Genomic DNA, 12,540 nt, shown 5'->3' with positions numbered 1-12,540 from the left:
TTTGAAAAAAGAGGCGGAGCCCACTGGACCTGATGCGGACCCCGCCTTCCCGAGGTCACTCGTAGGCGAGCGCGTCGTCCATGTTGCCGAAGAGGACGACGGTGTCCTCGTCGATCATGACCATGCGGCCATAGTGGGTGGAGGTGGAGATCTCGAAGATGTGCGGGGTCATCTCGCGGCCGAGGGCCTCGCCGATCTCGCTCATCTTGAACTCGATCTTGCCCTCGCCGTCGATGCGGATCATCGCCGGCAGATAGGTGACGGTGATGCCCGGCTTGCTTTCCATCACCTCGGCGATGCAGCGCGCCTCGACGCTGTCGTTCATCGTCACGCCGCACTGGTGGGAGATGGTGCCGTCCTGGGTGATGTCCTTCAGCGGCTTGAAAAGCTGCTGCACGGTGGTGACGCTCATGGTTTTCGTCCTCTTGGCGGAGATGCGGGAAGGATCACTCGGCGGCAGCGTCAGTGACTGCGGCCGCGGTGGCAGCCGGAGTTGCGACCTGCCCGACCTCGACCGGCGGCAGGGCCGGCAGGTCGGCGTCGATGCCGATCTCGCGCCCGATGGCGGCGACGCGGTCGCGTGCCCGCTCGAAGGCATCCGCAAAGCTCGCCGCCTTGACCCGCGGCAGCGACCACAGCGGCTGCAACTGCAACGCCGCCTTCACCGCCAGTCCGCCGTGATGGGTGAACCAGCTCTGCAGCATGGTCCGGTTGTCTTCGCCATGGGCCGGGTCGCGCAGCAGCAGGGCGAACAGCTCCACCGCGTTGGCGAGGTTGCGCTCATAATCGGCCTCCGCCGCCGAGATCACCGACGGGGTGGAGAAGTCATTCTGCGCCGCAGCGACCTGCATGACGAAGCCGCTGCGGAACAGCTCGCCCACCAGCGGTTCGAAGACGAGGTTGACGGCGAAATACTGCTCCAGGAAGTCGGTGGCGGCGCGGATATGCTCCACCGCCTCGCGACAGGGCTGCCAGATCGGGTCGTCCAGCCAGTGCGCCTTGCCGGCGTCCAGATCGAACCCTCCGATATCGCTGCCGACCTCCGCCAGATAGAGCGTCAGGTCCTGGGCGAAGCGCAGCTTGTAGGAGGCGTTGGTCAGGATGGCGTTGTTGACCATCTGGGTGTAGCCGTAGCGCTGCGCCCGCATCAGCGCGGTGCCCAGCCCATATTCGGCATGCTTGAAGGCGCCGACATGGTTCTGCAGCACGGCGACCCAGGCCTTGTCGAAGCGCTGGGGCGCACCGGCGCGGCGCGCGTTCTCCACCACATTCTGGATCATGCCGACGATGGTGGACTGACGCTGGTAATGGGTGCGTTCCCATTCCTGGTCGGGGGCGCGGAAGCCGTGCCAGTCCATGCATTTCAGCGCTGTCCAGTCCTTGGAATAGGTCGGCGTGCCGTCGCCGAAGGAGATGATCCAGTTCTGGAGCAGGTAACGTTCCGGATCGGGTTGGACGTCGACCGTCACGTCCTCGTAATGGGTTGCCTTGCGGCCCTTCGGTTCGAAGTAGTTGTAGCGGCGGCTGTCGGAACCGGGAAAAGCCTTGGCTCCGGCGGCGGCGGATTTGGTATCGGTTTCCTGCATGGTCATCGTCTTTCCTCCCGTATTTGCAAAATCCCGGCTCAGCGGGTGGCGGGGGTGAATTTGTCGAAATAGACGCGCGCGGAATCGACGCCGGCGATCTGCAGGACCGGCAGCACCGCGTCGATCATCGGCGGCGGCCCGCAGGAGAAGACGTCCGCCTCCTCCACCTCATCCATTTCGGACAGGTGCCGGCGCAGCACCTCGTGGATGAAGCCGGTCTCGCCGGTCCAGCCGTCGCCATCCTCGGCATGCGACAGGGCGGGGATGAAGGCGAAGTCCGGCAGGCTGCGGGCGAACTCCTCGAACTGATCGAGGTGGAACAGGTCCCTGCGGCTGCGGGCGCCGTAGAAGAAGCGCACCGGCCGGGTCTCGCCGCTGGCGGCCTGATCGCGCAGGATCGACAGCAGCGGCGCCATGCCCGATCCGCCGCCGACCAGGATCATCGGCCCGTCCCGCCCCTCGCGGCGGAAACAGGTGCCGTAAGGGCCGCGGACGCTCACCCGGTCGCCGACCGACAGGCCACCGTCCAGCTGGCGCGAGAAGGCGCCGTCCGGGTATTTCTTGATGATGAACTCCAGCCGGTTGCCGTCGGCCGGCGGGTTGCCCATGGAGAAGGACCGGGTGAGGCCGATGCCGGGCAGCGTGATGTCTGCATATTGGCCGGCCCAGAACTTCATCGGCTGGTCGAGGTCCAGCGCGATGGCGACGATGTCGTGGGTCAGCGGCTCCACCGCCGCCAGCCGCGCGTTGAAGTCCTTCACCGGGATGGATCGGGACAGAAGGTCCTCATCGTAATTCAGCAGTTCCACCGCCACGTCGCTGTAGGCCAGCGAGCGGCAGAGCAGGATGTGGTTGCTGTCGCGCTCCGGATCGGAGAGCGCGAAGGTGGAGTATTTCAGCATCTCCACGTCGCCGTCGATCAGCAGGCATTTGCAGGCGGAGCATTGCCCCTCCTTGCAGCCATGCATCAGCGAGACGCCCTGGCGGAAGGCCGCGTCGAGGATGGTTTCCCCCTCCGCAACCTCCATTTCGATGCCGACCGGCTCCAGCCGCACCGTGTGGACGGCCGGACTGTTGTGCAGCGCTTGTGCGGTCATGGTCTGTCGATCTCCGCGGTGATGTCAGCAGGGGTTCCCGTTCCCCCTCTCCTTCCGGAAAGGGGGGGCGGGCCCGAGTGAATGGGCGGGGGATCAGACCCGGCGGATCTTGAAGCCCTTGCGGTATTCCTCGACATGCGCCTGACGCTGTTGCGGCGTCATTTCGCGGAGCGCCAGGAGCGGGCTGCGGATGGTGTGGCCGCGCACATGGTCCAGCGTCCACATGTCCTTCTCCTCGAAGGACAGGTGCGGTTGGGCGACCAGCGTCTTCCCATCGGGACGGACGAAGCCCATGTCCTGGATGGCATCGGCGAGGTCCCAGCCGTCATAGACCTCCTCCCACTGGCGCCGGCCGGAGAAGCGGCCCATCGCCGGGGTCGGGCGGCCCTGGTATTCGGCGGCGAACGCCTCCTTGTGGGTCCAGCGGTCGACTTCCGAGGCGTAAGTGTAAAGCTCGCCGTCCACCTCATCGACCTGGAAATCCTCGCGGATCACGCAGGGCACCAGGCTCGACCAGCAGCGGTGCGGATAGACGTAGCCGGTGTCGGCGAAGGTGATCGGCACGCTGCCCGGCTTGCTGAGCTTGGCGTAATTCTCCCACCAGATGCCGAACTCGTCGTACCAGCCGGGATACTTGCTCTCGAACCACTCGAAGTCGCGTTCGGTCATCGCCTCGATGCGCCAGAAATTGGCCCACCAGCCGGCCGAGAAGAACTGGGCGATCTTGTGGACGTAGTTCTTCTTGACGATGCTGTCGAAGGCTTCGTGAACATCGTCATGGTGGATCTTGATGCCGTACTTCTCCAGCGGCAGCATGTAGGTGCGGTAGTAATCCTCGAAGATCCAGCGGTGCCACAGCTCGGCGTAGGATTCCTTGTTCTTGTCGCGGTGCTTGGTGCCGTATTCGATGATCGTGCCGATGGCGGCATCGACGATCATGTGGTTCTGCCAGAAGGAATAGCGGATGTCGCGTTCCAGCAGCAGGTGGTTGTCCGGCTCCTTCAGCACCGACATCAGCATGGAATGGCCGTTGCCGATGTGACGGGATTCGTCGCTCTGCACCGACAGGAAGACGGTGGGCAGGGCATAGTCGCCGTTGCGCGCGGCTTCCGACGGCATGGCGACGAACAGCGTGTTGGTGAAGGCGGTCTCCGCCACGACCTGCAGATAGATGTTCGACGCGGTGATGGCGTCGCCGGTCAGGAAGGCCTCACCGAACTGCCGGCCGATGGTGGTGGCGTAGCATTTGCCGAACGCCTTCTCGGTGATGTCGAAGCCGGCCGGGTCGATGTAGTTCTCCATGTACCATTTCTTGAGGTTCATCTGGATCGTCGAGTGCCGGAACTCGTCGATCATCTGCATGGTGAAGCCGGTGCGCAGGTCGTCGCCCGGCGCCAGTTGGCCCAGCGTCGCCATCGACCGCGCCGCCGAGATTTCCGGGAAGGGGATGATCGCCAGGAACAGCTTCATCCACTCGATCCAGCGCGGCTCCACATTGCGGAACATGTCGCCGCGCAGTGCCGCGTCCAGCGCGCCATAGACGCGGTTGTCCTTCTCCTCCTGCATCGGGAAGTAGGAGCGCAGGACCTGCTTCATCGGGTCGCGCGGCGCCTTGGAGATCTTGTAGTCGGTCGGGAAGGCCATCGCCTCCTTGACGTAGGACGGCGTCCAGCCGAGATCGGCGACGCGGCGCGCCGCCTCGGTGATGCCGATGCCTTTCTGGCTGGTGATCTTGTTCAGCGTCAGTCCATCCGGCATGTCGTCTCTCCCCATGATTTTGATGATGGTGTTGCGATGGTCGGGCTTGTGGAGCGGGCCTGAGGGATCGCGTCGGCCGTACATCCCGGATGACGGGACACCGGCAGTCTGAAGGGCGGAATCGGCAGCGGCGCGACGATGTGGTGCGCAGCCTCAGGCCGCTTGCGGCCGCCGAACCGGGGCAGCCGCATCGCCAGCCCCATAAAGCAACCGGCGTGCCAGAAGCCCGAGAAGCCGGGGATCGGCGATTTTAAAGAAGGTTTGCAAAACGTACTGTCTCATTACGGGACGATCTGTCGCGCTGCGGTGTCCCAAAATGAAACAGTTGGGACGGTCGGCACCGGCCAGACCGGCCAAAACCGGCTTGCATGCTTGTCCATTGCGACCTTCTGCAGCGTGGCACACGCCTTGCTCTACCAAGTCGACGGCGCCGCTCCGGCTGGTCCGAAGTGCCGGCGCTCCGCTTCGGGAGGATTTTCAAACGATGAGGCATGCGATGCACGCGAGGATGTCGCCGCACCGCTGGGTGATGTTGCTGCTCCTTCTGTCCATACCTTTCGCGCCCTTTACGCCGAAATCCGCGGCGGCGGATGGCGAGGTGCTGTTCCGGCAGCAATGCGGAACCTGCCATTCGGTGAAGAAGGACGACGGGCCGCGCGCCGGACCGCCGCTTTACGGCGTCATCGGCCGCAAGGCCGGCACGGCCGACGGCTTCGAATATTCGGATGCGTTGCGCGGCGCCGGGTTCGCCTGGGACGCCGGCCATCTGGAACGTTGGCTGGCGAACTCCAACCAGTTCATCCCCGGCAGTTACATGAATTACCGCCAGGACGACGACGCCATCCGCAAGAGCATCGTCCAGTTCCTGGAGGCCAAGGCCAAAGGGTAGCGCCGCCCCACCACGACTTCGCGAGAAACATCATGGCCAAGATCATCCACATGATGGTGCGCGTCCTCGACGAACAGCGGTCGTTGGACTTTTACGCCAAGGCCTTCGGGCTCGAAACGGCCGAACGGCTGGGGTTCGACGGCTTCACGCTGATCTACCTGCGCAACGCCGAAAACGACATGGAGCTGGAACTGACGGTCAACCACGACCGCACCGCCCCCTACACCCACGGCGACGGCTACGGCCACATGGCGGTGGCGGTGGACGATCTGGACAGCGAACACGCCCGGCTGTCGGCCCTGGGCTTCCCGGTGACGCCGGTGAAGGAGTTCGCCCCCGGCGGCGCCCTGCTGGCCCGCTTTTTCTTCATCACCGATCCGGACGGCTACAAGACCGAGGTCCTGCAACGGCACGGCCGCTACCGCTGACCTTTGACGGCAAAAACAATCCACTTGGGAAGGAGACGTCGATCATGCGCGTTCTCGACAAACGGATACGGCTCAACCGGCGCAATTTTCTGAAGACCTCCGCCGCGTCGATGGCGGCGGCCGGCGCGGTTTCCGGCGGCATGGTGTCGATCACCGCAACACCCGCCTGGGCCGAGGCCCTCACCGCCGTCAAGCCCGACGCCGCCAAGACCCTGCTGGTGATGGTGCGCGATCTCTATCCGCACGACCGGCTGGGCGACGCCTATTACGAGACGGCGCTGGCCTCGATGGACCAGGCGGCGGCCAAGGACGCAACCCTGGCCGGCCAGCTCAATGAAGGCGCGGTTGCCCTCGACGCCGCGGCGCGCAAGCTGCACGGCACGCCCTACGCCGCCATCAAGGCGGAAAAGGACCGCGTGGCGGTGCTGAAATCCATCGAGACCACGCCGTTCTTCGCCAAGGTCCGCGGCGACATGGTGGTCGCTCTCTACAACCAGCCGGAGGTGTGGGCGAAGCTCGGCTACGAAGGGGCGTCGGCCGAATATGGCGGCTACATCCACCGCGGCTTCGACGACATCGACTGGATCAAGGACGCCTGACGGCGAGGATGCCTGACGGCGTCGGGAGCCGGCCTGAATGAACGCCCACTGAATGCCCGAAAAATGGGGGAGGACCGAGACATGGTCGCGAAATTCGCAATGGACGACGACAGCGTCGTGGTGGTGATCGGATCGGGTGCCGGCGGTGGCACTCTGTCGAACGAGCTGGCCCAGAAGGGCATCAAGGTCGTTTGCCTGGAAGCCGGCAAGCGTCACGAAATCCAGGATTTCGTGAACGACGAATGGAAGAGCTTTTCGCAGATTTCCTGGTTGGACAAGCGCACTACGTCCGGCACCTGGCGGGTGGCGAAGGACTTCCCCAATCTGCCGGCCTGGATCGTCAAGGCGGTCGGCGGCTCTACGGTGCACTGGGCCGGCGCCTCGCTCCGCTTTCAGGAGCACGAGTTCAAGGCGCGCACGACCTACGGCGAGGTGGAGGGCGCCAACCTGCTCGACTGGCCGGTGACGCTGGCGGAGATGGAGCCCTATTACGACAAGGCCGAATTCAAGATGGGGACGACCGGCACCAACGGCATCCCGCGCCTGCCCGGCAACAACAATTACAAGGTGCTGGCGGCCGGCGCGAAGAAGCTGGGCTATGCCGAGTTCCACACCGGCAACATGTCGATCAACAGCAAGCCGCGCGACGGCCGCGGCTCCTGCCAGCAGATCGGCTTCTGCTTCCAAGGCTGCAAGTCGGGCGCGAAATGGTCCACCCTCTACACCGAGATCCCCAAGGGCGAGGCCACCGGCAATCTGGAGGTCCGGCCGGACGCCCAGGTGCTGAAGATCGAGCATGACGCGAAGGGCAAGGTCAACGCCGTGCTCTATGCCGATAGCACCGGCGCCATCCACCGGCAGAAGGCCCGCATCGTCGCGGTCGCCGGCAACTCGATCGAAAGCCCGCGCCTGCTGCTGAACTCGGCATCGACGATGTTCCCGGACGGACTGGCGAACTCGTCCGGTCAGGTCGGGCGCAACTACATGCGGCACATGACCGGCTCGGTCTATGCGATGTTCGACCGGCCGGTGCACATGTACCGCGGCACCACCATGGCCGGGATCATCCGCGACGAATCCCGCTTCGACCCGCGCCGCGGCTTCGTCGGCGGCTACGAGATGGAAACGCTGTCGCTCGGCGTGCCCTTCATGGCGGCCTTCCTCGATCCCGGCGCCTGGGGCCGCGATTTCAGCTCGGCACTGGATGCCTACGACCATATGGCCGGCATGTGGCTGGTGGGCGAGGACATGCCGCGCGAGACCAACCGCATCACCCTGCACGCGTCCGAGAAGGACAAGTTCGGCCTGCCCATCCCCAACGTCAATTTCGACGACCACCCCAACGACATCGCCATGCGTACCCACGCCTATGGCCGCGGGTCGGCGGTCTATGACGCGGTGGGGGCGGTGCGGACGATCCACACCCCGCCCTACCCCTCCACCCACAATCTCGGCACCAACCGCATGAGCGCCAACGCCCGCGACGGCGTCGTCAATAAGTGGGGGCAGGCGCACGACGTCAAGAACCTGTTCGTGTCGGACGGCAGCCAGTTCACCAGCGGCGGGTCGGAGAACCCGACCCTGACCATCGTCGCACTGGCGATCCGGCAGGCCGACTACATCGCCGACCAGATGGGCAAGCGTGAGATCTGAGGACCGCCAGATCCGCGCCCGCGCCTCTTTCGCCACCCGTTCCGACGTGATGCCGGGAATGCTGCCCATCGCATGCGCGCGCACACCGTATTGGAGCACGGTCGGAAGTGCCGGGCAGGATTGAGCCGGCGGCAGGACTCATCGCCCGGTGCGGTGTTGACGCAGCATGCAGTCACCATCCCGCTTCCTCGCCGCTGCCGTCCATGGCGATCCGGTCCGCCGTGCGGTCCAGACCACGGTTGCCGCCGTCGGCTCCTATGCGCTGATGACCGTCCTGGGATTGCCGCAGGCGTCCTGGGCGGTCATCTCGGCCCTGTTCGTCACCCAGATCAATGTCGGGGCGACCTTCAACTCGGTCATCTACCGGCTGGCGAGCGCCGTGCTCGGCACCGCGACCGGGCTTGGCTGCGTCTATCTGATCGGACAGGGCCCATGGCAGACCGCCCTGTCCCTGGCGGTGGCGGCCTTCATCATCGATGCCCTGTCCGGACGCTGGCCGGGCCTGCGCTTCGCGGCGGTGGTCGCCGGCATCCTCATCATGTCCCACCAGGGCAACGACCCGCTTACCACCGCGCTCCTGCGGGCGCTCGCCATCACCATCGGCGCGCTGGTGGCCGGCCTCGCAGCACTGCTGATCCTGCCGGTGCCCGCCCACCGCCGGGCTCAGCATCATCTTGCCGAAGCATTGCGCCAGTGCGGATCGCTGATGGCCCGGCTGGGACAGCAGGATCGGAAAGACGACGACGAGGAGCAGCGGCGCCGCGACATCCACACCGCGATCCGCGACAATCTCCAGTCCGTCATCGCCAACAGCCGCCAGTCACGCCACCCGCATGCCCGCAACGGCGACGGACCCGGCTACGAGACACTGACCGAAGCGGTGCAGCGGCTGTGGCACACGCTGGACATGGCCTGCAGCATCGACCTGCACCCTCTGTCCGAGCGGGCCCGAGCCACCCTGTCGGGCACGCTCGCCCCCATTGCGGCAGAGGGCTGCGCCCATCTCCACCGCATCGCCGACGCGGTGGAGCAGGACGGCATACCGCCCCGTCCCGAAGGATTGCAGGAAGACCTCGGCACGGCACGGCAGCGGCTGGGCAACCTCGGCAGCGCCCTGCCGGATGACGAGAAGGCGCAACTGATCGCCGTGGGCCTGATCCTCCGCGAGGTCGGCACCAACATGTATGCCATTGCGGAGCCGCTGCGCGGGAACGACAACGCGGGTGGCGGATAACGGACCGCATCGCTTCACCAGAGAAAAGCGCGGAACAGGAGTTCACACGGTCAACGCCGGAACATGTGGCCGATCCGTGGAATCCGTCCCGGCTTTGTGCTCGGCGGGTACGGCGCCATCTTGGCCTGCACGCAGGCATACTGATAGGCCATGGCCAGCAATCCGAGGGCGAAGGCCGGTTCCAGGGCGCGGTTCGACAGCAGCTCGTCACAGGAGAAGCCCGACCCGAACACGGCTTGCCAGAACGCGTCATCGTCCAGGAACATCACGTTCATCGACCAGGCCCCGAACCGTCGCCGTTCCAGTCCGTTTTCCGAATAGACGACCTCCATATGGTCGTGCCGTGTGTCGCGGTTGATTCGATCGAACGTTTCGTCGACATCACGGGTCTCCCCTTCGATAGCCGTCAGGAATACCCCGCCGCATTCGACCATGAACCCGGTGACCCCGGCCTTCCTGTTCTTCCTGGCGGCGACCAGACACAATCTTTGAATGTCGGTGTAGGATAACAACCTTGTCAGCTGGCTGCGGAAAACGATTTGCAACATGCCGATCCCCTCCATCGGAGGAACTCTGAACCGTTCAGGTGCTGACCTTTGATCTTTAAATTATTCCAATTAAAAAGCTTGTCATCGCACAAAAAGGCAGCATGCCTTCAGTGCGGTCTGGACAACGAACGGCTGCATACTCCTGTACTTTCGGTCGGCGACCCCCCAGCCCCACCGGCCCGCCGGCGACAAGAGGGAGGCACCGTCCCGGGCGGAGGTAATCCCGGTTCGCGGCAGTCTCCCAACTGAGGCTGGATCGGGCATCGCCTATATGCGCCCGCCACCGTCATTCGGCGGCTTCGCCGTACGCGCTCGCCTTGGCGAGGCTGCCCGGCGCGATATGCAGGGTACGCTGCGGGAACGGGATGGTGATCCCCAGTTCGTCGAAACGCTTCTTCATGCGGCCGTTGAATTCGCGGCCGACATTCCACTGCTGGATCGGCAGGGTCTTGATGCGCGCCTTGATCAGGACGGCGGAGTCCCGGAAGGCATCGATGCCCAGCACCTCCAGCGGCTCCAGGATCAGCGGGGCGAAGCGCTGGTCGGCGCGCATTCCCGCCCCGATCTCGTGCAGCACCGACACCACGCGGTCGACATCCTCGCGATAGGCTACGGTGACGTCGAACACATAGAAACTGAAGTCCTTGGTCATGTTTGAGATGCTGGTCACCGCGCTGAACGGCACGGTATGCACCGTTCCGTCGAAATCGCGCAGTCGGATGGTGCGGATGGTGATGCCCTCCACCAGCCCACCCTTGCCGCCGACATTGACCACGTCGCCGACCGAGATGGTGTCCTCGAACAGGATGAACAGGCCGGTGATGACATCCTTCACCAGCGTCTGGGCGCCGAAGCCGACGGCCAGACCGACGACGCCGGCGCCGGCCAGCAACGGCCCGATGTCCAATCCCAGCTCCGATAGTGTGATCAGCGTCACGAAGGTGAGCAGCACCACCATCAGTGCGTTGCGCAGCAGCGGCAGCAGGGTGCGGATGCGCGCGCTTCGCTGGATGGCATGTCCATAGCGGTCGGTGGTCGCCAGATTCCGCTCGATCACGGCGTTGGTCAGTTCCCACACCGCAAGCGCGATGGCCGCCACCAGCAGGATGGCTAGGCCGGACGCCAGGAACCGCCAGCCCATCGCCGTTTCCAGCGTCCCGCGCACGTCCAGGCCCCAGGCGTCCAGCACGACCAGCCCGGTCACCCCCGCCAGACCCCAATGCAGAACCCGCGTGCCGGGCCCGATGTAGCGCTTTATCCGCCGGTCGCCCCAGGTCGATCGCTGGCGGTCCAGGCGGAGCCGCAGAGCCGTCGAGCCGCGGGCGATCCCGCGCCCGATCATCCGGGCGATCGCCACCGCAACCAAAGACACGGCGGTGGCGCGCAGAACGAACCACAGACCGCCCTCGACCTCCAGCGCCCAGATGCCGAACAATGCGACGATGTAGAGGATGGCGACGGCGTGCCAGACATTGGCCAGACGCCGCCCGGCGGCACGCAAAAGGCGCCCGGGGCGTGTCGTCTTCGCCGCGTGCACGGTGGCCTGCCCATGCTCCACCGGCGCGGGAGCGGACGAAATCTCTCCGCGCAGCCAGGAGGCGACGGCTGCACGGCTTTGCAGAACCAGCGCCGTCAGCATGATGGCGTCGGCAAGGCCGACCAGCTTGACCAGCGTGACGTAGGACTGCTCCGGCAGTCCCAGCGTGCGCGCCGTCCCGGCTGCGAACAGACCGTAGACGGTCGAGAAGGCGATGGCGCGGCTCCACACCAGCAGCCGCCGCGCCGCGGCATCATCCATCGGAATCAGCCGCAGGTTGCTGGAACGCGGCGACAGGAGTCCGCGCATCACCAGCACCACCACCTGCACGAACAGGCTGGCGTTCAGGAAGGCAACGCCCAGCAGCCGAACCGTACTGGGCGGGTCGATCAGCACCAGCACGCCGAAGCCGGCGACGGCGAAGGCGGCGATGGGCGCCAGATCCATCAGCGCGCGGACCAGCAGCAGCGGAATCTTGGCGATGGCCGAACCGAACGGCCGTGCCGCCAGGATCGACCGCGGCCGGCGCAGAAGCCGCGTTGCCACCAGCCGGGCGGCATGCCCGGCCAAGACCACCAGGACAAGTTCGGCGAACAGCCAGGCCCAGGTCGCCTGCCGCGCCGGATCCATCGCCTGCCGCTGCAGCCAGCGCATGCCCTGCGGAGCGTTCAGGACCACCTCGCCGGTCGTCCGGACCTCCTCCCCCAAATCATCCAGGCGCGACGACAGCATGGTCAGCAGGCGGGTGCCGAGCCCCTCCGGCTCGCGGTCGGGCTTCGCCGCCTGTTCGGCCTGCTGCAAGGCCTTCAGTTGATCGAGCAGCGCCTCGCGCTTGGCCGGGGTTTCCAGCGAATCGATCAGGCGTCCGATCTCTTTCGGGCTCGGGTCCTGTGCTTGCACGGGCGCTGCCGGCATGGCCTGCGCGAAGGCGGAGCCTGCCGTTGCGACGACGGACAGGCACAGGAAGACGAGGCAGATCAGGGTGGTGAAAAGGCGGTTCGTCCGTCCGCGGCGGTCTGCGGGCGCTTGCGCGCTGCATTCGACAAAAGCCATGGTCTCCTGGGGCGTTGGATGAATGCGTGGATGGGCGATCCGAGGACAACAGGCGGGAAAAGCCTCTTGTCACGCATTCAAACGCTCTGCGACGGCATACCCCATAGGCAAGATCGCCGATCACCGACAGGCCAGGGTGGAGGGTCCGGCCACCGTGG

Annotated in this window: 11 protein-coding genes; 5 read left to right on the top strand and 6 right to left on the bottom strand. The window is 65.4% G+C overall.

The genetic code is table 11. From position 1 onward, the window contains the following. Positions 1-55: 55 nt before the first annotated feature. The 4 genes from B9N97_RS11970 to B9N97_RS11955 form a co-directional block, all read right to left on the bottom strand. The gene (locus tag B9N97_RS11970) at positions 56-412 is read right to left on the bottom strand and encodes an MmoB/DmpM family protein (protein ID WP_085086548.1); all 357 of its coding nucleotides are present in this window, start codon (positions 410-412) and stop codon (positions 56-58) included. Between the two features lie 34 nt (positions 413-446). Beyond that, positions 447-1,592 (bottom strand): aromatic/alkene monooxygenase hydroxylase subunit beta, encoded by a 1,146-nt coding sequence (locus B9N97_RS11965; protein ID WP_085086546.1) that lies wholly within the window; start codon positions 1,590-1,592, stop codon positions 447-449. A gap of 32 nt (positions 1,593-1,624) precedes the next feature. Beyond that, positions 1,625-2,683, bottom strand: coding sequence for an NADH:ubiquinone reductase (Na(+)-transporting) subunit F (locus B9N97_RS11960; protein ID WP_085086544.1), 1,059 nt, complete (start codon positions 2,681-2,683; stop codon positions 1,625-1,627). A 93-nt stretch (positions 2,684-2,776) separates the two neighbouring features. Then, positions 2,777-4,441, bottom strand: coding sequence for an aromatic/alkene/methane monooxygenase hydroxylase/oxygenase subunit alpha (locus B9N97_RS11955; RefSeq protein WP_085086542.1), 1,665 nt, complete (start codon positions 4,439-4,441; stop codon positions 2,777-2,779). Between the two features lie 496 nt (positions 4,442-4,937). Between B9N97_RS11955 and B9N97_RS11950 the strand changes: the two genes are divergently transcribed. The 5 genes from B9N97_RS11950 to B9N97_RS11930 all read left to right on the top strand — a co-directional run bounded on the left by B9N97_RS11950 (position 4,938) and on the right by B9N97_RS11930 (position 9,244). Continuing rightward, a complete protein-coding gene (locus B9N97_RS11950; protein ID WP_085086540.1) occupies positions 4,938-5,330 on the top strand; it encodes a c-type cytochrome in 393 nt (130 codons plus the stop codon). Between the two features lie 32 nt (positions 5,331-5,362). After that, positions 5,363-5,758 (top strand): VOC family protein, encoded by a 396-nt coding sequence (locus tag B9N97_RS11945; RefSeq protein WP_085086538.1) that lies wholly within the window; start codon positions 5,363-5,365, stop codon positions 5,756-5,758. Between the two features lie 44 nt (positions 5,759-5,802). After that, entirely contained in the window at positions 5,803-6,357 is a 555-nt protein-coding gene (locus B9N97_RS11940) for a twin-arginine translocation signal domain-containing protein (protein WP_085086536.1), read from the top strand. Between the two features lie 81 nt (positions 6,358-6,438). Then, positions 6,439-8,010 (top strand): GMC family oxidoreductase, encoded by a 1,572-nt coding sequence (locus B9N97_RS11935; RefSeq protein WP_085086534.1) that lies wholly within the window; start codon positions 6,439-6,441, stop codon positions 8,008-8,010. A gap of 166 nt (positions 8,011-8,176) precedes the next feature. Then, positions 8,177-9,244 carry an FUSC family protein gene (locus tag B9N97_RS11930; RefSeq protein ID WP_085086532.1) on the top strand — a complete coding sequence of 356 codons (1,068 nt, stop codon included), beginning with the start codon at positions 8,177-8,179 and terminating at the stop codon, positions 9,242-9,244. Positions 9,245-9,294: 50 nt separating this feature from the next. Here B9N97_RS11930 and B9N97_RS11925 read toward each other — a convergent pair whose 3' ends face one another. Further along, entirely contained in the window at positions 9,295-9,807 is a 513-nt protein-coding gene (locus B9N97_RS11925) for a BLUF domain-containing protein (RefSeq protein WP_085086530.1), read from the bottom strand. A gap of 271 nt (positions 9,808-10,078) precedes the next feature. Beyond that, the gene (locus B9N97_RS11920; protein WP_085086528.1) at positions 10,079-12,382 is read right to left on the bottom strand and encodes a mechanosensitive ion channel domain-containing protein; all 2,304 of its coding nucleotides are present in this window, start codon (positions 12,380-12,382) and stop codon (positions 10,079-10,081) included. Between the last annotated feature and the right edge of the window lie 158 nt (positions 12,383-12,540).

This window comes from Azospirillum oryzae (assembly GCF_900177515.1).
In the GTDB taxonomy this organism is placed as follows: domain Bacteria; phylum Pseudomonadota; class Alphaproteobacteria; order Azospirillales; family Azospirillaceae; genus Azospirillum; species Azospirillum oryzae_A.
Note: the sequence above shows the minus strand (reverse complement) of the source record. Positions and strands in the feature narration are given on the sequence as shown.